At 52.7% G+C, this 20,347-nt stretch carries 20 protein-coding genes; 8 read left to right on the top strand and 12 right to left on the bottom strand.

The window, feature by feature from the left end:
- Positions 1-85 precede the first annotated feature (85 nt).
- From QMZ30_RS20410 to QMZ30_RS20420, 3 genes are all read right to left on the bottom strand, one after another.
- Entirely contained in the window at positions 86-631 is a 546-nt protein-coding gene (locus QMZ30_RS20410; protein ID WP_039331602.1) for a YfaZ family outer membrane protein, read from the bottom strand.
- Between the two features lie 120 nt (positions 632-751).
- Positions 752-1,447 carry an LrgB family protein gene (locus tag QMZ30_RS20415; protein WP_283228762.1) on the bottom strand — a complete coding sequence of 232 codons (696 nt, stop codon included), beginning with the start codon at positions 1,445-1,447 and terminating at the stop codon, positions 752-754.
- Positions 1,440-1,865: a CidA/LrgA family protein gene (locus tag QMZ30_RS20420; RefSeq protein WP_058969654.1), complete on the bottom strand. Its 426-nt coding sequence runs from the start codon at positions 1,863-1,865 to the stop codon at positions 1,440-1,442. Before QMZ30_RS20420 ends, QMZ30_RS20415 begins: the two co-directional genes overlap by 8 nt.
- Before the next feature lie 105 nt (positions 1,866-1,970).
- On the opposite strand from QMZ30_RS20420, the gene QMZ30_RS20425 reads away from it, so the two are divergent.
- A complete protein-coding gene (locus QMZ30_RS20425; protein WP_283228763.1) occupies positions 1,971-2,873 on the top strand; it encodes a LysR family transcriptional regulator in 903 nt (300 codons plus the stop codon).
- 171 nt (positions 2,874-3,044) lie between these two features.
- Here the strand turns inward: QMZ30_RS20425 and QMZ30_RS20430 are convergent, their stop codons facing one another.
- From QMZ30_RS20430 to soxR, 4 genes are all read right to left on the bottom strand, one after another.
- Positions 3,045-4,694 (bottom strand): Na+/H+ antiporter, encoded by a 1,650-nt coding sequence (locus QMZ30_RS20430; protein WP_283228764.1) that lies wholly within the window; start codon positions 4,692-4,694, stop codon positions 3,045-3,047.
- Positions 4,695-4,833: 139 nt separating this feature from the next.
- Positions 4,834-6,183 carry an NCS2 family permease gene (locus QMZ30_RS20435; protein WP_283228765.1) on the bottom strand — a complete coding sequence of 450 codons (1,350 nt, stop codon included), beginning with the start codon at positions 6,181-6,183 and terminating at the stop codon, positions 4,834-4,836.
- A 365-nt stretch (positions 6,184-6,548) separates the two neighbouring features.
- Complete coding sequence (locus QMZ30_RS20440) at positions 6,549-7,211, bottom strand: glutathione S-transferase family protein (RefSeq protein WP_283228766.1); 663 nt, start codon at positions 7,209-7,211, stop codon at positions 6,549-6,551.
- 44 nt (positions 7,212-7,255) lie between these two features.
- Positions 7,256-7,732 carry a redox-sensitive transcriptional activator SoxR gene (gene soxR / locus QMZ30_RS20445; protein WP_039331614.1) on the bottom strand — a complete coding sequence of 159 codons (477 nt, stop codon included), beginning with the start codon at positions 7,730-7,732 and terminating at the stop codon, positions 7,256-7,258.
- A gap of 100 nt (positions 7,733-7,832) precedes the next feature.
- Here soxR and soxS point away from each other — a divergent pair, with 100 nt between their 5' ends.
- Complete coding sequence (soxS, locus tag QMZ30_RS20450; RefSeq protein WP_039331615.1) at positions 7,833-8,261, top strand: superoxide response transcriptional regulator SoxS; 429 nt, start codon at positions 7,833-7,835, stop codon at positions 8,259-8,261.
- A gap of 258 nt (positions 8,262-8,519) precedes the next feature.
- Positions 8,520-8,801: a YjcB family protein gene (locus QMZ30_RS20455; protein WP_039331620.1), complete on the top strand. Its 282-nt coding sequence runs from the start codon at positions 8,520-8,522 to the stop codon at positions 8,799-8,801.
- Positions 8,802-8,856: 55 nt separating this feature from the next.
- Here QMZ30_RS20455 and QMZ30_RS20460 read toward each other — a convergent pair whose 3' ends face one another.
- On the bottom strand, positions 8,857-9,807 hold the full coding sequence (locus QMZ30_RS20460; RefSeq protein ID WP_283228767.1) for an ATP-grasp fold amidoligase family protein: 951 nt from the start codon (positions 9,805-9,807) through the stop codon (positions 8,857-8,859).
- An 8-nt stretch (positions 9,808-9,815) separates the two neighbouring features.
- Positions 9,816-11,072, bottom strand: coding sequence for an oligosaccharide flippase family protein (locus tag QMZ30_RS20465; RefSeq protein ID WP_283228768.1), 1,257 nt, complete (start codon positions 11,070-11,072; stop codon positions 9,816-9,818).
- A 527-nt stretch (positions 11,073-11,599) separates the two neighbouring features.
- On the opposite strand from QMZ30_RS20465, the gene QMZ30_RS20470 reads away from it, so the two are divergent.
- On the top strand, positions 11,600-11,995 hold the full coding sequence (locus QMZ30_RS20470; RefSeq protein WP_039331635.1) for a transposase: 396 nt from the start codon (positions 11,600-11,602) through the stop codon (positions 11,993-11,995).
- A 903-nt stretch (positions 11,996-12,898) separates the two neighbouring features.
- Here the strand turns inward: QMZ30_RS20470 and QMZ30_RS20475 are convergent.
- Both QMZ30_RS20475 and QMZ30_RS20480 read right to left on the bottom strand, forming a co-directional pair.
- Positions 12,899-13,852: a DMT family transporter gene (locus QMZ30_RS20475; RefSeq protein WP_283228769.1), complete on the bottom strand. Its 954-nt coding sequence runs from the start codon at positions 13,850-13,852 to the stop codon at positions 12,899-12,901.
- Positions 13,853-13,924: 72 nt separating this feature from the next.
- A complete protein-coding gene (locus QMZ30_RS20480) occupies positions 13,925-14,755 on the bottom strand; it encodes an AraC family transcriptional regulator (protein WP_283228770.1) in 831 nt (276 codons plus the stop codon).
- A 127-nt stretch (positions 14,756-14,882) separates the two neighbouring features.
- Here QMZ30_RS20480 and QMZ30_RS20485 point away from each other — a divergent pair, with 127 nt between their 5' ends.
- The 3 genes from QMZ30_RS20485 (at position 14,883) to QMZ30_RS20495 (ending at position 16,384) form a co-directional block, all read left to right on the top strand.
- Complete coding sequence (locus QMZ30_RS20485) at positions 14,883-15,410, top strand: isochorismatase family protein (protein ID WP_283228771.1); 528 nt, start codon at positions 14,883-14,885, stop codon at positions 15,408-15,410.
- A 72-nt stretch (positions 15,411-15,482) separates the two neighbouring features.
- Entirely contained in the window at positions 15,483-15,926 is a 444-nt protein-coding gene (locus tag QMZ30_RS20490; protein WP_283228772.1) for an Xre family toxin-antitoxin system antitoxin, read from the top strand.
- Positions 15,923-16,384, top strand: coding sequence for an RES family NAD+ phosphorylase (locus QMZ30_RS20495; RefSeq protein WP_283228773.1), 462 nt, complete (start codon positions 15,923-15,925; stop codon positions 16,382-16,384). Before QMZ30_RS20490 ends, QMZ30_RS20495 begins: the two co-directional genes overlap by 4 nt.
- A gap of 149 nt (positions 16,385-16,533) precedes the next feature.
- Here QMZ30_RS20495 and ssb1 read toward each other — a convergent pair whose 3' ends face one another.
- Complete coding sequence (ssb1, locus tag QMZ30_RS20500; protein WP_039331643.1) at positions 16,534-17,085, bottom strand: single-stranded DNA-binding protein SSB1; 552 nt, start codon at positions 17,083-17,085, stop codon at positions 16,534-16,536.
- Between the two features lie 222 nt (positions 17,086-17,307).
- On the opposite strand from ssb1, the gene uvrA reads away from it, so the two are divergent.
- Positions 17,308-20,136 carry an excinuclease ABC subunit UvrA gene (uvrA, locus tag QMZ30_RS20505; RefSeq protein WP_283228774.1) on the top strand — a complete coding sequence of 943 codons (2,829 nt, stop codon included), beginning with the start codon at positions 17,308-17,310 and terminating at the stop codon, positions 20,134-20,136.
- Positions 20,137-20,347: the final 211 nt, after the last annotated feature.

Raw genomic sequence — 20,347 nt, forward strand, 5'->3', positions numbered from 1 at the left:
GTGCAGTGATTAACCTGGTGCGCATCAATGCGCACCAGGTAACAGACGCGCAATAAATTGCGCCGCTACGCATCTCAACGACAACTTAGAAACGCAGTGACGCGCCCACGTACGGGCCATCGACCAGCACGTTGTCTTTACGGTCGCCTTTGTTGTTCAGCTCGATGTACTGGTAACCCACACGCAGGTTCAGCAGTGAAATCGGGGTGAAGCTCAGGCCGCCGGATGCTTCTTTATAGCTATCCAGACGATCAGAGAACGCTTCTGGCGCATAGTAGTATTCGCCGTACAGGCCCCACATGCTGTTGAAGTTGTACTGTGCACCGGCACCCAGAGCGACGGTGAAACCGTCACGACCATCTTCAGGATGGGTAAACAGAGCTTTGGCGGTTGGCGCAATGCGGAAATCGCCCACATCGATGTTGTAACCCAAGCCCGCACCGTAAGTGCTGCCGTCATGATCGCTGCGCAGCCAGTTGCCTTTCAGGAACAGGCCAGGTGAGGTTGTACCGAGGCCAAGGTTCAGGTTGGTGCTGTGCTCACCCACGTCAACACTGCCCTCGATGGCCTGCGCGCCGCTGCTCAGCAGTGCCAGACCCAATACGCTTCCAGTAACAAGTTGCTTAAACATATGATTCCACTCCATGAAGGACAAATAAGTCGGCGCAAAGGGTAGCAGCCTGAGAGCAGGAGACAACTTTATTTGGAAAGCTTTACGTAAAAATCAATGACAATGCGCAAAAAATCGCCATTATGCCGCCCACAGCAAATGGCTCAACAGTGGAGCCAGAATGACCGTCACAACACCGGACAGCATCATCACCAGGCTTGAAACCACGCCCTCTTGCTGACCTAATTGATAAGCACGTGCGGTGCCCGCGCCGTGTGAGGCGGCACCAAAACCAGCGCCTTTCGCCACACCTTGCTTGATCGCGATGCGCAGAAACAGCACATCACCCACCGCCATACCAAACACCCCGGTGATCACCACAAACAGCGCCACCAAGTCCGGTTGACCGCCAATCGGCAAGGCTGCTGCCAGCGCAAACGGCGTGGTTATTGAGCGTACCGCCAGACTACGCTGGATGGTTTCCGGTAGCATCAGCAGACGCGCCAGCCACACCGAACTGCACACCGCCACCAGCGTCGCGGTAAGCACGCCAACACTTAACGACAGCCAGTGGCGCTTAATGATCTCCAGGTTCTCATACACCGGCACGGCAAATGCCAGGGTTGCGGGGCCCAACAGCCAGATCAGCCAGTGGCTCTCGGCGATGTAATCCTTCCAGCTGACATGCGTGAGCAGCAGCAGCGCTACCAGCACTACCGGCGTCATCACCAGCGGCATCAGCAATAAGGTCTGTTTGCGGCGATAGAGTCGTTTGTTGAGGAAATAAACCAGCAGCGTCAACACCAGACACAGCACGCTAATGATGAAATCAGCCATGATGCGCCTGCTTACGCGCTGCACGCGCCAGTTCAAATCGATATAAGCGATCCACCACCAGTGACGTGGCCGCCAGCACCAGCAGAGTACTGACTGCAATCACCACGCAGATACGCCAGCCTTCAGTACGCAACAAATCACTGTAATTCACCACCGCCACCACCGCAGGAATAAAGAACAGCAGCATTTCCGCCAATAGCCAGTTCGCCCCGGCTTTCACCCAGCGCAGCGGCACGATGCGTGTCATGATCAGCAGCAGCAGTAACACCATGCCCACCACATTGGCGGGCAGTGGCAGATGCAGCCAACTCACCAGTTTGTCGCTGGCGATAAACAGGCCGATATACAGCACCAACTGCAATGGCACGAACACACGTTGCAGGATGTCCGTTCTGCGCGGACTCAATGCAAGCGCCATTTCTCTTTCTCCACGGGTTTAAATGTTGGACGTAGTATAAATCCGCACCAAACTGTGAATAAAATGAATTAAAATTATTCAAACTATGCCAAAAAGGAATGCTTTATGGACGTCCGTGCCCTGCGCTATTTCACCGAAGTGGTACGCCAGCAAAGCTTCACCCGTGCGGCGGAAAAGCTGTATGTCACGCAGCCCACTATCAGCAAAATGCTGCGCCAGTTGGAAGAGGAACTCGGTTGCACACTGCTGCTGCGTGACGGGCGGAAGCTGCATCTGACCGATAGTGGTCAGGCGGTCTATCAGCGTGGGCTCGCCATTCTGCAGGAGTTTCATCAGCTTGAAGCACAAATCGGTGACATCAATGAGCTGAAAACCGGTGAACTGCGCTTAGGCATCCCACCGATGGTCGGCATGCAAATCGCCGGTTCAATTTCCGCCTTTCGCCGCCGCTATCCCGGCGTACAACTTAAAATTGTGGAGTCTGGTGGATTAACCGTACAGCAAGCGGTACTGAATGGTGGACTGGATATTGCACTCACGGCGCTGCCAGTGGATACCGATTTACCGCTGAAGACACTGGAATTAATGCGCCACCCGCTTTGCGTGCTGCTGCCGCGTAACGCGCAATGGCTGAATCGCAGCAGTCTGGGTCTGGCGGAACTGGCGGCTCATCCGCTGTTGATCCTCAACGAAGAGTTCTCGCTCAATCGCCAGTTAATGAAGGCGTTTCAGCGCCAGAGACTGACGCCGCAGATTGCGGTGCGCAGCGCGCAGTGGGATTTCCTTGCCGCGATGGTACAGGCAGAGATGGGGCTGGCGATTCTGCCGGAACCGATTTGCCAGCGGCTGGATAAGCAGTCGCTGCTGTGGCTGCCGCTGGAATCGGAGTTGCAGTGGAGTCTGGGATTGATTTGGCGTGAAGGCAGTTATCTGTCGCGCAGTGCGCAAGCGTGGATTGAGTGCTGCCGCGAGCATTGGCCGGATAATCCGCCGAGGTTATCGGTATAACCAAGAAATTCTCGACCAGATGCGCATAAATGCGTCATCACGATTGCGCGGTATTTGGCCAAGTGCGCAAAAATGCGCACCCTACAGTCCTTCGTAGGGGCGCCATTTATGGCGACCGAATCCATCACCGCACACGCGAGATGACGCCATCAATGGCGGCCACTCGCGAGGCTACTCTTCTTTCTCTATCAGCAGTGCTTCCAGTAGGTCGAGATCGCGCAGCAGTTTCTGCATCGTCTCATTAGAGATCTCCTGCGTGGCACGCAAGTGGTAGACCTCGGCGCGCTCAGCGCGCAGCGCGTTCAGGCGGAAGCGGCGCTCCAGGTTCTCAGCAAACAGGGCCTGCTCGACCTCATCCTTACCCACCACCCGGCGGCGTAAGTTGCCGATCACCCGCAGACTGACCTCTTTCAGCAGTTCAGGATCGATATTCTCTTCGGTATCGTTTTCCAGTCGCTGCTCCATTTTGTGCAGGCTTTCAATGGCCACATTCGCCATCGCTGCCCGTGCAAACTGGACTTCACGACGGTGCCCGGATTTGTCGGTGCTTTCCATCCCGCGCAGCAGAATCGGCAACAGAATGACGCCAACAAACAGCGAGAACAGGATTACGCCTGTGGCGATAAATACCAGCTCATAGCGTGCAGGGAAAGGTTCACCATTGCTGAGGAACAGCGGAATCGACAACACACCGGCCAGCGTAATTGCTCCGCGCACGCCCGCGAAGGAGGCAATCAACAGCTCACGCAGCGAGTAGTTAGAGAACTCCAGCGGCTTCTTCTTCAGGAAACGCAAGCTGGTGCGCTGCATGATCCACAACCAGCCAAAGCGCACTAACATCAATGCGACATACACCAGCGCGACATCGGTGAACAACATCCAGAGTTCTACATTGGGATCGGCATTCGCCTGCGCCACCGAGGTTTCAAGGATGTCAGGCAATTGCAGACCCAGCATCAGGAACACCATGCCGTTGAACACGAACTCCAGCATCTGCCATACGCTGTTGGCGCGCAGACGCATGGCTAACGGTGCCTGACGGATAATGCCAGAACGGGTGATAGTCATACCCGCCGCCACTGCAGCCAGGATACCGGACACGCCAAGGTGTTCAGCGATCAGATAAGAGGCGAACGGCAGTAACAGCAGCAGTACCGTTTGCGTAGCCGGATCGTCACCGCTCCAGCGGCTCAGTAAGCGCAGGGAACGGCCATACAACCAACAGACGGCCACACCCGCAATCAGGCCGCCGACGGCCACTTTCAGAAACTCAACGCTGGCACCACCCCAGGTAAACACCATGGTGCCCATCGCAACAGCGACAGCAAATTTCAGCGAGACCAGGCCAGACGCGTCGTTCATCAAGGCTTCGCCCTGCACAATCGACATGATTTTTTTCGGGATGCGCCCTTCCCCCACAATGCCGGAGAGCGCCACGGCATCGGTGGGTGACAGGACCGCCGCCAGCGCGAACGCCGGGATCAGCGGGATACCCGGCACCAGCCAGTAAATCAGGTAACCGATCCCTACTACGGTAATCAGCACTAACACCAGCGCCAGGCCGATGATTTCGCGTCCGTGATGAAGAAATTCGTTAATCGGCGTTTTCCAGCCATCGGCAAACAGCAGCGGCGGAATGAACAGCACGAGGAACAGTTCAGGGTCAAAATCCACGTGCAGACCAAAGCTAGGTACAGCCAGCAGTGCACCTGCGGCAATTTGTACCAGTGGCAGCGGGATTTGGAACGGCAGTATGCGTGCCGCAACGCCGGAGAGTGACACCACCAGCGTCATAATGAGAATGGTAAAGAAGATTTCCATGCTTTCCTTAGGCGAATCGTATTTATTCAAGCGATGTTGTTGCGAGGGAAAGTGTAAAACAAAACGCCGCCCGAAGGGGCAACCCTGCGTGCGGCGTGGACCAGAAAGAGACTTATCTGGAATTAAGCGTATTTAAAAGTCAGATGGCCCAGCCACCGGCGTAGAATGCCACCAGCGCAATGGCAATCACTACCGTGCCCACATTCAGTTTGCGCCACTCACCGGCAAACACGCGACCAATCACCAGGGAACCGAAGCCCAGCATAATGCCGGTGACGATGTTGCAGGTCAATACGATAAAGACGGCCGTCACCAAACCCGACATCGCATCGACAAAATCATTGAAGTCGATTTTTGCCACGTTGCTCAGCATCAACAGGCCCACGTACATCAGTGCCGGTGCCGTTGCATAGGCCGGCACCAGATAGGCCAGTGGAGACATAAACAGAATCAGCAGGAACAGCAGGCCAACCACAATGGCCGTCAGGCCGGTTTTGCCCCCGGCTGCGGTACCTGCGGCCGATTCGATGTACACCGCCGCTGGCGAAGCACCGACTAACCCTGCAAACAGGCTGCTGACGGAGTCAGTCGTTAATGCGCGACCGCCGTTAATGATCTGCCCATCTTTGTCCAACAGATTGGCCTGGCCCGCGACCGCGCGAATGGTGCCGGTGGCGTCGAATACTGCCGTCATTACCAGTGCCAGCACGCTCGGCAGCACCACTGGTTGCAGCGCTCCCATGATATCAAGGCTAAACATGGCGGACTGGCCATTGGCATCTTTCAGGCTTGGCATGGCAAACAACCCTTGATAGGTCACTGCGGGATCGAAAATCAAACCCACCACGGAAATCGCCACGATGGTCAGTAAAATGCCACCGGGAACACGACGTTTTTCCAGACCAAAGATCGCGGCCAGACCAATCAACGCCATGATCACCGGAAACGAGGTGAAGTGGCCAAGCGCAACCGGTAAGCCCGGTGCCGGGTTTTTCACCACTAAACCAATCCCGTCGGCGGCGATCAACAGCAGGAACAAGCCGATACCGACGCCCGTACCGTGCGCAACGCCCATCGGCAGGTTACGTAAAATCCATGCACGAATGCCCGTCACCGAAATTAAGGTGAACAAAAAGCCCATCAGGAACACAGCGCCCAACGCAACCGGCACGCTGATATGCTGCCCCAGCACCAGGCTGAACGCAGTAAAAGCGGTGAGCGAGATAGCGCAACCAATCGCCATCGGCAGATTGGCCCACAAGCCCATAATGATCGATCCAAAACTGGCGACCAGGCAGGTGGCAACGAACACGGCTGTCGGCGAGAAACCCGCTTTGCCGAGCATGCCAGGCACCACGATGACGGAGTAGACCATGGCTAAAAAGGTGGTCAATCCTGCCAGTACTTCCTGGCGCACGCTGCTGCCACGTGCTGAAATGTTAAACCAAGCGTCCAGTTTTCCACTGGCCGGGCGTGATTCGCCAGACATAGTCAATCCTCTGCGTTTTTTAAGATGTAATAAGCCCCACGGCCCGCGTTTGCACATCACCCTGGTGAAGGCTTCTCAGTGAGAAAAGAGGCAAACGTTTACGTGGCCGCGTATTCCAGGTCGTTAAGGGGGACACGGAAAAAGGCAAACGATTATCTGGCGTTTGCTATGGGGTTTTCAACTACTAATCGATAACAAGGCAGGACAAAGCGTCCGGTTTTGATTGGGTAACCTGAGAGAATTCGACGAAAAAACGTTATCGCGCAATAAATTGCGCGGCTCCGGATTATTCGGTAGGGGCACGCCTGATGGCGATATTGGGCGGCGAGGGGCTCCCTAAAGGCCGCCCGCTACAAGAGCGGCAGCTATGCCAATGCAATCGGGCCGCCCTGCTCAACCGCACGTTGCCAGGCGGCGCGCTGCTGCATCTCCTCTAACCAGCGTGTGATAGCGGGCATCTCTTGTTGTGATCCCCGCGTCTGCAGGGCCAGCAGCGGGAAGCTCATTTGTACATCCGCAATACTAAAGCGGGAGCCCGCGAAATAGCGATGTTGACTGAGATGTTGCTCAATGACGCTACCATGCAGTTGCAGCTGTTTATTCAGCCAGGCTTTCTGGATGCCCTTGCTCAGCGCGGCACCTGCGGGACGTAACAGCCACGGCACGGGCCTTTTCCCTAACTGCCCAAAAACCAGTTTCATCAGCAACAGCGGCATCAGTGAACCTTCGGCATAATGCAGCCAGTAGCGCGCCTGAATCTGCTCATCCTCGTCGGTCAGTACCAACAAATGCTCACTGTCATATTTTTGCTGCAGGTACTCCAGAATCGCACCTGATTCCGCAATCACGCGATTACCGTCTGTGATCACCGGCGACTTACCCAGCGGGTGCACTTTCTTCAACGCTTCCGGTGCCAGCAAGCTCTTTTCACGCTGATAACGCTTGATTTGATAGGCCACAGACAGCTCTTCCAGCAGCCATAACACACGGTGCGAACGGGAATTTTCCAGATGGTGAACGGTGATCATGCGCTTTTCCTTGCCGACGAAAGTGTTTCGGCAAGTATAGCGGATCAACTTTTTGGCTCATCCTGTTCGGGATCGAGTAACACCGCACCAGACCCTTGCTGCGCCAGACGGTCTCCGGGGTTGCGCAGCGGACAATCCCGCATCGACAAACAGCCACAGCCAATGCAGCCGTCAAGATCGTTGCGCAGGCGCGTCAGCGTCTCAATGCGTTTGTCCAGCTCTTCGCGCCAGTGCTGCGTCAACGCATCCCACTCCTGCGTTGACATGCGTTTATTCGCCGGTACGTGCATCAAACTGTCACTCACTGTCGCCAGTGGAATGCCAATGCGCTGCGCGATCTTGATAATCGCCACGCGTCTCAGCACATCGCGACTGTAGCGTCGCTGATTACCGCCATTGCGTGAGCTAAAAATTAACCCTTTGGTTTCATAGAAATGCAGCGCTGACACTGCCACGCCACTGCGTTTCGCCACTTCTCCGGGTGTCAAAACGGGCTTTGGGTAATTGCGTTCTTTTTTCATTTAGGGCCTTTACCTCAAGTTAACTTGAGGAATTATACTCGCACCCCAACAAAAGTTCGAATTTCAAACCAGGTAAAACAACCTTCAGAAGGATGAGACTATGATGCAACAGGAAATCATTCATTCACTGACTCACTGGATCGATGAGAATCTGGATAAGGCGCTGTCGATCGATGAAGTCGCAGCAAAATCAGGCTACTCAAAATGGCACCTGCAGCGTATGTTCCGTACCGTGACGAAACAAACGCTGGGTGGCTATATTCGCGAGCGCCGTTTGACGCTGGCAGCTGAAGCTCTGCGCCAGACGCAACGTCCGGTGTTCGATATTGCGATGCAGTATGGTTACGACTCACAGCAGACTTTCTCGCGCGTGTTTCGCCGTCAGTTTTCGCAGACACCAACCGCTTATCGCCACAATATGCGCCGCCAGGCGATGATCCAGCGCCCTCGCCTGCTGAGTTTTGATTGCAGTGAAAGCATGAACAGTTTTGCCCAGCGTACTACCGGCGAGTGCTGCCCGGTCCGCTAACCCCTCTACGCGCCCTTAGCGGGCGCACCTTTACCCATCTCCTTGTTTTCACTCATTCCCCCGCTTCGATAAAAATCTTTCTACCATACCAGGTATAAATTTTGTTCAAACTTTCAAATCGAGTGATATAATGTGAGCCAAGTCACAGTTTACATGCGTAGTAAGACGGCCAGAAGGGCCTCCCTGACCCTCCTTCTTTGCCGCCAGTGATGTCCAAGAATGTCAGGGATATTACTGATTTGAAGAGGTTTGTTGCAGATGGCTACTTTAACTACCAGCTTAATCGTCATGCGTTGGGAACTGCTTAGCGCCGTTATGATGTTCTTCGCGAGCACCATGAAAATTAGATTGCGCCAAAACAGTCATCACGTGATGGCATTGATGTGCGGCGGCATTGGTGTTGGCATGTCCTGCTGGTTCGTTACTGGCTTACTGGGCATTACCTTGAGCATGGAAAATCTGCACAACTTCATGGAAATTTCAAAGAACGCCTTTATTCAGGTGATGAGCCAGACGCCTGCTGATTGGCCGATGCCGTAATCGCTGCCAATAAAAAACCCCGCTAAGCGGGGTTTTTTATTTTGCTGTGTGATTCTCAAATTTTCTTCAAAACGGCGGGAAGCGACACTTCCGGAACCGTGACACCCGGTCTCTGCGTACCGCGGCGATCTTGAATCCACATATCACCCATCATCTGGTTTAACCCACGATCCAGGCCGGTCACTAATCCCGCCCCCGGCGTGAACGTCAGCTCACCAAAGTAAATCTGTTCACCATCGATGTACCAGTCTACGCGCACGTAATCGAAGTCACTTGCCAGCGTTTTGCTTAACGCTAAAGCATGCTGAAGCTGTGCCAGCTGTGGAGACACATCCAGGCCGGTATCACGGATTTTGTGATACGCCTCATTGAGGTTGTTAACGTAAAAGTTCATCGACAGTAAGGGGTTACATCGGTTGTAGATCACCTGCAACACATACTCAAAGTTGCCGTCACGCTTGTTGAACATGTGGAACTTATAATCAATCGGCGCCGTTTTACCATCACCAATGTACTTCTCCACCAAAATACGTGGCTTGATGTAGCGATAGTGGATCTCACGCGCCTCATTGGCAAAGTCGGTTTTCAACCAGCGATGGCAGTCGCTGATAATCTGCTGCTTCTTCAACGCATCCGGCTCTTCCAGCAGAATCTCTACCATGTTGGAAGCATGATTCGGTTTGATAACCGTGTTCTTCCAGCTAGGCAGCGTATGCAGCGAGTGAGGATCGCTGGTCTCATACACCAGCGGGATCAAGTATTCGCTACCCACCTTCTCGGCGATGTACTCGCGTACGGAGTATTTATCCGATAAACGCCCGTAAATCTGGTAGTCACCAAACACGAATTTACGGTACAGCACTTTTTCATTGAAGACTTTAGGCTGGCGCAGGTTCGGCAGTTTGCGGAACTTGTGAAAATAGTAGATGCGATCCTGGTAAGCCCAGGGCATCTTCTTGATGAAATACTGCACACTTCTTCTGAGTTCATCTTTCAACTTGAGCATATCGGACCTCATTTGTAGGTTTTGTAGTTGAGTGAGGAAACTTGAATCTTCTGAATGACGCCGTTATTGAAGAAGTAATTCATTACGGTGAGGGACAGGAGTTCAGAGATGAAGACGCTCCAGGCGGCGCCCATAATGCCGTAGCCCTGAATCAGCCACCACGACAGCGGCAAGCTGATCACCATCAGGCAGACAATCTTCTTCAGCAGATAGTTGAACCCGCCCTCTTTCACCATGTAGCGATACGCCACGGTTCCCATTGCCGAAAAGCAGGTTGCTAACGACAGTAACGTAATGAGACTTCCTGACTGTGTGTACTCGTGACCATACAAAGCGATGATGATTTTTTCGCCATACAGCGCGATCACCGCTAACAACAACAATGAAACACCCATGACATATCCGTTCAGCCGCGCAGTGAGCTTAATGGCGGCTGCTCCGCGCTCCCGGAATATCTCCGAGAAACAGGAAGTGATGATGGCGACTGGAATAAAAATCCAGGAGGCCGAGATAGTATTTGCCGCAGCAAACAAGCCGAGATCGCGTGCTGAGGCAATCCCCGCAAGGAACATCTGCGCCGCTTTAACCTGCACAGAAATAAAGATGCTGGAGATAGCCAGCGGCAATCCGGCATACAGCAGATAGCGCAGATAGGTATTGCGTTTCTCCTGTGGCGGTGCCAGGTCCTGGTTTTCCCGATAGAAGTTGAAACGCTTAATGACGTAGGGCACCAGCGTAACGGCCACAATAGAGAGAGTCAGCCATAGCGGATTGAGATGCAGCCAGGCGATGGTGAAACTCAAGGCAAAGCCCAGCAGCAGGCCGACAGAGTTTGCAACAGTATTCAACCGTGAGGCCAGCCGCGCGTTGTTATACACGCTGAAGGTATCCTGAGTGACAAACACCGATGAAATAAACGAGGCCAGGGCAAACGCGAGGAAGTTTTCCTGCATGTTGTACCACACCCAAATCAACACGGGGATCGAGGTGAGCAGCAGCAACACTAACCGCATATTGCGCGCCACGCTCATCAGGCGCAGGCCTTTCGGTGCACTTTTGCTGATGCGTTTAAAGAGGATGGTTTCCGTGCCAAAAATCGCCACGGTTTGCACCATCGAAAACAACGAAGTAGAAAACGCCATTTGGCCAAAGATGGTCGGGCCAAAGGATTTCGCCACGTAGGAGGTCACAAAGATGACGCCGAACACCGAGACGAGCTTCTCAGACATCATCCAGGCGGCATTAGACATTACGCTCAATTTCATTGACTGATCCTTAGTATTACTTACAGCAACTGCCTTTCGGTACAACGTCCTTGAAATGAATTAACAAGCGCTCAGTGGGCCTGACTTAAATTAATAACTTCAAACCAAACTGGTCCGAAAAATGAGATTCACGTCAGCATTCGTTGAATGAATTCAGGATAATTCCGATTAAACCTGGTGCGAATCTCTGTGGATGTAAACGATTTCAACCTGAATTCAGAGAAAAAGTTTACTGGCACACCCTGTGATTTTCACGAACAGGTTATGCCGAATTTCCAATGATTGTAGTATTTTTCTGCATTTGGGATGGAATGAATCTATATCAAAAACCCAAAGCCAGGAAGGCGTTCAATGGCATTCAGAATAAAATAAGATTTATCCCATGATGATATTTATTCTAAATAACTTAATTTAACCCTCGCAATTCTAATCGCGCACTTTAATACTGCATTAATACTCTTTTTGCAGTACCAGATATTAATACAGTTATTCTCATCCACTAATTGATAAGAAAGGTAAGAGCATTTATGAGAAAGTCACGATATAGCGAAGAGCAAATCACAAATGCCATTAAAGCTTCTGAAACAGGAGTGAAAGTCAGGGAGATTTGTGAGGAGCTAGGCATCTCAGAGGCTACCTTCTATAGTTGGAAGAAAAAGTTCTCCGGACTTTCTTCCGAAGAAGGTAGAAAAATCAAAGAATTGGAGGATAAGCTGCAGAACCTTTCCCGCGAGTTGCAGTCGTTGAGTTCCGACAAGGAGATGCTGCAAAGCGTACTGAAAAACTTCTTCACCACCAATGAAAAACGTCAGGCCGTTAACTTCCTGCAAACCACCTTCGACATCGGTACCCGTCGCAGCTGTCGCTTGCTGGATATTAGCCGTAGCGTTTACCACTATCCTTCAGGGTCCGATAATCACTAACGACATTAAGACCGTTGTTATTTGACTTAATGCTGAGATTTGTTCTTACCAGAAGAGATGAAGATCATTTAATTCGGCGTTCGCAACATAACAATTCGCACCATTTTTTCCTGATGATTATCATCGCGGAATTGCTTCCTTTTTTGCGGTAAAATTGATTCACATCAGCAAAAGTCTCGCTATTCAAGCCATTTAGACGAGGGCCAATCTCATTTCGGTGAGATTGGCCCTTCGAATATTACTTTATCAATATTAATACTCAGCCCTGAATGCAGATAATTCTGTTAAGCATTCATGAACAACAGAGTGTCACTGCTCGCACATCACCTCTTCTTTAAATTGGATCTATTGCCTCACGCAATGATCATCTTCTCGATTATCGCCATAGGTTATCCCATGTATCAGTACCAGGATTCATCCAGATCGAAAACGTTATCATGCCTAAACAATTACAGTAAAAAATGGCAACTCGCGTAAAATATCACCCCATAATTCATCGCTGTGTTTAATCAATTTTTATCAGGCTTCTGGCGGGTGTTTCTGAACTCTGGTGTTATCCCTTGAACAAACAGTGGCTTTCCAGCGGGATTTTCAGTGCCAAAACGCAAGTAAAATGCATCCTATACACACTTTTATGCCCCTCATCAGGGCCTTTTAGCCCACCTCTAAGGGGTAAATCATCGCTAAAACCTGCGACAGAGAAGCCGCGCGAGTGCTTGTCGTACCGCTTCGTTATGTCAAACCAGGGGGCAAACAGCGGTGAAATTGAGGGGAATTGTTATAAGACGACGATATGAGAGGGGATAAACGCCATTTCAGCGCACAAAACCGACTGGTCAAATTCTTAAAAACACTGAAGAAAGCGCTGCTGAGCAATCACTTCAGCAGCGAAAATCATTCGTTTCAGATCGGTTTGACCACCGGCTGCGGTTTAATGCGCATCGCGTAAATCACGCCGACAATCAGGCAACCAATGCCAATACCGGTCAACAGCGGCGGCCAACTTTGTCGCCACAGGAAGGTCCACAGTAATCCGGCTAAGGTTTCGAATACGATAAGCGGCCCCATGATCACGGTGGGCACGCGCTGGCTCGCCGCATTCCAGCACAGCGTTCCGAGCCAGGAGCAAATCAGGCCAATCGCTAGCATCAGCAACAGATAGCGCGCTGGCTGTGGTCCAAAGGGTAACGTGAAGTCCGGTTGCTGCCAGTAAAGCTGACCACAAACCAATAAATAGAACACCAACGCTAACGGTAAGGTGACCAGGCCCTGCGCAGTCGCCCAACTTCCGGGCTTATGCTGCGGATGAGCACGCAGCCAGATACCATTCCGCAACGGATACCAGGTCCAGCACGCCACCGCTAATACGGCCAACAGCAGACCGGTGAGATAACGCGACCAGTCAACATCCGGCCCCTGCATCTGCAGTTCTGCAGCATTCACGCACGCCAAACCCGCAGCGATAATCAATAAGGCCGGTAAGAGCTTACGCCAGGAAAGCCGTCCCTCCAGATGGCCGTAACAGAGATTGGCCGTCACGGTGATCACTACCGGCAGCGTGCCGATGATCATGGTCGATATAGGTGCACCGGTGCGCTGAATCGCACTGGCGAGAAACGCGTAATAGAGCAAATTGCCGATTAACGACAGTTTCAGCGCTTCCAGCCAGTCTTTGCGTGCCAGCAGGCGCAAACGACGACGGTCCAGCCACGCCAGCGGCAGCACCACCAGACCAAACGCCACATAGCGCCCGGCCGATTGTAAGGTTCCTGGATAGTCCGGTATCAGCAAAGGGCCAACGAAAATCAGCCCCCACATCAGTCCAGCCGCTAAAGCAAATACAATCCCAGCCAACATACGTTCTTCCTTTATCACAATGCGACAGCAGTGTGACGCAAACCGATAATAAAGGCTTGTAGCAGATTGCGGTTAGCGTGAGGGGAAGACTTGCTTTTGAAAACGTCCTGGCGTGATGCCGTAGCGATGGGCGAAGGCTCGCGTGAGATGCGCCTGGTCGGTCAATCCTACCGCCGCTGCCACGGAGGCCGCACTCTCGCCTTGAGCCAGTCGCTGTTTAGCCTCGAACAAACGAAATGCCATCAGCATTTGATGGGGCGTGACATGGAAGTGTTGTTTAAAACTGCGCAGGAAGTGCCAGGGCGACAAGGCAGCCAGCGTGGCCAGCTCTTCCAGACGCACCGGCTCCGCCAGATTTTCTCGCAGATACGCTTTCACCACATCGAAACGATGCGCACCTTCTGCGGGCCTGGCTTTGCCTTGATGTGCCAGTGGACGCAGCAACTCAAGCAGTTCCAGTAACAGGCTTTCACGCTCCAGCGCACTGGTTGCCTGCCACATCTGCGATAGCCGCTGGGAAAAGGGCTGCGCCAGACGCACATCCGTGCGCAATGCTTCGCTAAACCACCAGTCACGATCGCCGGTGAGCCGATCCATCTCCTGCGGATCAATGTAAATCATGCGATAACGCCAGCCCTCTTCGCAGGCCGACTCCCCCGTGTGTAACTCATCTGGGTTCATCATCACCAGCGAGTGTTGCGGCGCCGTGTAATGCGTTCCGCGATAGCGGAAACGTTGTGCGCCGGACTCAATGGTGCCAATGCCAAAGGCTTCATGGGTGTGCGGCTCAAAGGCATAACGGGAGATGTGAGCCTGATACAGTTCAATGCCAGGCAATTCAGCAAATTGCTGAAATTGTGCCTGGTCGCACTTATCAGGAAAAATTTCGGGAACCACCTTCACGGCCACACCTCCAGTAAAAACAGCTCAATAAGCATGCGCGGCTGGGAAGGGAAATGCAAAGCAGTTTTGCTTTACCTGTACACGGATTGGTCGCGATACTGGAGCCCTGCATATAAAGGAGGACGTGATGGCAAATCGAGTGGTTGTGGTGGTGGATATGCAAAACGGCGTGCTGGAAACGCCGCGTTTCGATCGTGAAGGGCGCTGTGCCCGCATCAATCAGTTAACGGCTGCAGCCGACCAGGTCATTTTTATCCAACACGTTGGGCCAGGAATGGAAGTAGACACCGAGGGCTGGCAGATTATTCCGGAGTTACAGCAGCCCGACAATGCGCGCTATGTGAACAAAACTGCCTGTGACAGTTTCTGGCAAACCGACTTTGCCGCTGTGCTTGATCAGCATGACATTAAGAGCTTCGTGATTTGCGGCTGCGCCACCGATTATTGTGTCGATACCACCATTAAAGTAGGCGCAAGTCTGGGTTATCGCATCACCGTCGCTGCCGATGCACACACCACCGCAGACCGCACTTACGTGACCGCGCAGCAGCAAATCAATCAGCACAATGAAGTCTGGGCCGATCTCATCCTGCCCGGCAACCCGGTGCTGGTGCGTGATACCGCAGAACTGCTGCGAGAGTGGCGACCGCATTAGAGGTTCAGCTATTGAAAACTTCCGACAATTGTCAATAATAGAATATGACACTTGTCAGCTAAGGAGATTTCAATGCGAGCTTACATTCCAGGACGTGAGTCTTTAGATAATGCGCTCTGGCGCTATGCGGGGCTTCCACCGCGCGGATTGGAATTAACCCGCATGCTGGAAGCAGGTTTGCCTGTTGCGGTCATTGAGGATATTCGTCACTGGTCAGCCATGACCCGTGCCGACGTGATGAAATACGCTGGTATTAATGAAAGAAATATCGCTCGCCGTAAAAGTGCAGGAAAAAGCCTGTCTCCAGATGAAAGTGAGCGCATTGCACGCTTCGTACGTGTAATGGATGCTGCAGTGCAACTGTTTGGCGGCCACAAAGAAGAAGCTACGCAATGGCTAAGCCGCCCTGTTAAAGGCTTAGGGAATATCGCGCCCATTACGCTGCTGGCTACCGAAAGTGGCGCGCTGGATGTGCTCGATCTGATTGGCCGGTTGGAGCATGGTGTGTTTTCGTGATTTTTTATCGCCTGACAAAAACACAATATGCTGCCGAAGCCTGGACAGGCTATGGGGCCAAGCTTTATGGGGGGCGCTGGAATCATAAAGGATATCCCGCCATCTATGTTGCTTCTTCCATTTCTTTGGCCGCGTTAGAAGTACTGGTGCATATTTCCAATGAAGCGATTCTGGAAGAGTACACTTTGTTCAGTATCGAAATCCCTGATGATCAGGTTGCCTGTGTGGCATCAGAGCACTTACCTACTAACTGGCGAAGCGATCCGGCTCCATTATCAACGATGGAGTTGGGTACCGGATGGTTGCGGTCTGGCGAAGGGGCAGCGTTGGTACTGCCATCAACGATTATCCCAATGGAAAATAATGCAATTCTGAACCCTTCTGATGTGAATTTTCAGCACTATCTCAAGAGTGTTGTGACGTTACCGTTCCATTTTGATCGTCGATTAACAAAATAACCGGCGTTTTTGTCACTATTTTAGTTATCACCATTAACGGGTGAGATGCGCTCTAATCTCCGCTTAAATAAAGATATCAGACACAAAAAAGCCCCTGTATTAACAGGGGCTTGATAGAAGATTCATGACTAAATGTTCTTAGGTAAATCCTAGAAAGGAATGTCGTCGTCAAAGTCCATTGGCGGTTCATTGTTCGCCGGTGCACTCTGCTGCTGCGGACGCTGCTGTGCGCCGCCGCTGAACTGGTTGCCGCCCTGAGGCTGCTGCTGAGGTTGTTGTGGCTGGCCCCAACCGTTGTTATTGCCGCCGCCCTGGCCTCCCATTGGTGCGCCACCGGCGTTCGCGCCCTGCTGACGTCCACCCAGCATCTGCATGGTGCCGCCAACGTTCACCACCACTTCAGTGGTGTATTTTTCCTGGCCGCTCTGATCCTGCCATTTACGGGTACGCAGTTGGCCTTCGATGTAAACCTGAGAACCTTTACGAAGGTACTCGCCCGCGACTTCGGCAAGCTTGCCGAACAGCACCACACGATGCCACTCGGTGATCTCTTTGTTTTCACCGGTGGTCTTGTCGCGCCAGCTTTCCGACGTGGCCAGCGTAATGTTGGCTACCGCGCCACCATTTGGCATGTAGCGCACTTCCGGATCCTGACCCAGATTCCCGACTAGAATCACTTTGTTTACGCCACGACTGGCCATGTTGCTGTCTCCCGATGAGTTGATGCTAAAAGTCTAAGCCAAAAATTGTATCACGTCACAATGACGGTGCCCACTTCAGAGCAGGCTCCCAATTTTTCTTCGGCACACAGAATAGCAAAAACACTGGATATTTATTCAGTTTATTTTTTGTGCCATAATGATGCGTTTCTGCTGGTCGTGCTGGCAAGGCATGGCGAGTGTTGTTCAATCCGGGAAAGGTGAATGGATAAGATCGAAGTCCGCGGTGCGCGCACCCATAATTTGAAGAATATCAACCTGATCATCCCTCGCGATAAGCTGATTGTGGTCACCGGTCTGTCGGGTTCCGGGAAGTCTTCGCTGGCGTTTGATACGCTGTATGCCGAAGGTCAGCGCCGCTATGTTGAATCACTCTCGGCTTATGCACGTCAGTTTCTTTCATTGATGGAGAAACCGGACGTTGACCATATTGAAGGTCTTTCGCCCGCCATTTCTATTGAACAGAAATCAACTTCGCACAACCCGCGTTCAACGGTCGGTACCATTACCGAAATCCATGACTATCTGCGTCTGCTGTTTGCCCGTGTCGGTGAACCACGTTGCCCCGATCACGATGTGACACTGGCAGCACAAACCGTGAGCCAGATGGTTGATCAAGTGTTGGCGCAGGAAGAGGGCCGCCGCCTGATGCTGCTGGCGCCCGTGGTGAAAGATCGCAAAGGCGAGCACACCAAAACGCTGGAAAACCTCGCGGCTCAGGGTTATATCCGCGCCCGTATCGACGGTGAAGTGTGCGATCTGTCTGATCCGCCGAAGCTGGAACTGCAGAAGAAACACACCATTGAAGTGGTGATTGACCGCTTCCGCGTGCGTGACGATCTGGCGACGCGTCTGGCGGAATCCTTTGAGACCACGCTGGCACTGAGCGGCGGCACCGCGATTGTGGCGGATATGGATGACAGTAGCGCTGAAGAGATGCTGTTCTCTGCTAACTTTGCCTGCCCGATTTGTGGCTATAGCATGAGTGAACTGGAACCGCGCCTGTTCTCGTTCAACAACCCAGCCGGTGCGTGCCCAACCTGCGATGGTTTGGGTGTGCAGCAATACTTCGATCCCGATCGTGTGGTGCAAAACGCCGAACTGTCACTGGCGGGGGGCGCGATTCGTGGCTGGGACCGCCGCAACTTCTATTACTTCCAGATGCTGCGCTCATTAGCAGAGCACCTCGATTTCGATGTCGAAGCGCCGTTTAACAGCCTGAGCGACAAAGCGCGCGAGGTGATTTTATACGGCTCCGGCAAAGAGAATATCGAATTCAAATACATCAACGATCGCGGCGACACCTCAGTACGTCGTCATCCGTTTGAAGGTGTGTTGCACAATATGGAGCGCCGTTACAAAGAGACAGAATCCAATGCTGTGCGCGAAGAGCTGGCGAAATTCATCAGCAACCGCTCCTGCACCAGCTGTGAAGGCACACGTCTGCGTCGTGAAGCGCGTCATGTGTTTGTAGAGAACACCAACTTGCCGACCATCTCAGAGATGAGCATCGGTCACGCAACCGACTTCTTCCGTAACCTCAAGCTCAGCGGCCAGCGCGCGCAAATCGCTGAGAAAATTTTGAAAGAGATCGGCGATCGCCTGAGTTTCCTGGTCAACGTCGGTCTGAATTACCTCTCCATGTCACGTTCCGCGGAGACCTTATCCGGTGGTGAGGCACAGCGTATTCGTCTGGCTAGCCAAATCGGTGCGGGTCTGGTGGGCGTGATGTACGTGCTGGATGAGCCATCGATTGGTCTGCATCAGCGTGATAATGAGCGTCTGCTCGGGACGCTGATTCATCTGCGCGATCTGGGTAACACTGTGATTGTGGTGGAGCATGATGAGGATGCAATCCGCGCGGCAGACCATGTGATTGATATCGGCCCTGGCGCGGGCGTCCACGGTGGTCAGGTGGTGGCCGAGGGTGATGTGAATGCGATTATGGCAAACGAAGCCTCATTGACCGGCCAATATTTGAGTGGCAAACGCGAAATCGCGATTCCCCAACAACGCGTGAAGGGTGATCCCGCCAAAGTCCTTAAGCTGACCGGCGCACGTGGCAATAACCTGAAAGATGTGACGCTGACGATTCCGGTAGGCCTGTTTACCTGTATCACTGGCGTGTCGGGCTCGGGTAAATCAACGCTGATCAACGATACCTTGTTCCCGATTGCTCAGCGTCAGCTCAATGGTGCCACCACCACTGAAGTTGCCCCGTATCGTGAGATCGCCGGTCTGGAGCACTTCGATAAAGTCATCGATATCGATCAGAGCCCAATCGGTCGCACACCGCGCTCTAACCCGGCCACCTACACCGGCATTTTCACGCCGGTACGTGAACTGTTTGCCGGCGTGCCGGAAGCGCGTTCGCGTGGTTACAATCCGGGGCGTTTCAGCTTTAACGTGCGTGGCGGGCGCTGTGAAGCCTGTCAGGGCGATGGCGTAATCAAAGTCGAGATGCACTTCCTGCCAGATGTTTACGTGCCTTGCGATCAGTGCAAGGGCAAACGCTATAACCGTGAAACGCTGGAGATTAAATACAAAGGCAAAGGCATTCACGAAGTGCTGGATATGACCATCGAAGAAGCACGTGAGTTCTTTGATGCAGTACCCGCGCTGGCGCGTAAGCTGCAAACGCTGATGGATGTGGGTCTGTCATATATTCGCCTCGGTCAGTCGGCTACCACGCTCTCCGGTGGTGAAGCCCAGCGCGTTAAGCTGGCGCGTGAGCTGTCGAAGCGCGGCACCGGGCAGACGCTTTACATCCTGGATGAACCGACCACCGGCCTGCACTTCGCCGATATCCAGCAGCTACTGGAAGTACTGCATCAGTTGCGCGATCAGGGCAATACCATTGTGGTGATTGAGCACAACCTTGATGTGATCAAAACCGCTGACTGGATTGTTGATCTCGGTCCTGAAGGCGGCAGTGGCGGCGGGGAAATTCTGGTTTCGGGCACACCTGAAACGGTTGCCGAATGTGAGAAATCCCACACCGCGCGCTTCCTTAAGCCGATGTTAAAGAAGTAATTTTTAGCACGTCACACCACCTGTAGCGGCGCGATTTATCGCGCGTCTTTGAGCAACAACGTTGCTTAGACATGCGCAATAAATTGCGCCGCTACGGTTTTCTTTTGCCAGATTGCACGTTTAAATGCAGAAACAGGCAAGAATCAGACAACTTCAGGCATATACGCTTTCTCCCCCGCTGACTATCCTTATACCGTTCCTTTTTAGCGCA

Origin of the sequence: Pantoea sp. EA-12 (assembly GCF_030053355.1) — a bacterium.
Taxonomy (GTDB): Bacteria; Pseudomonadota; Gammaproteobacteria; order Enterobacterales; family Enterobacteriaceae; genus Pantoea; species Pantoea vagans_C.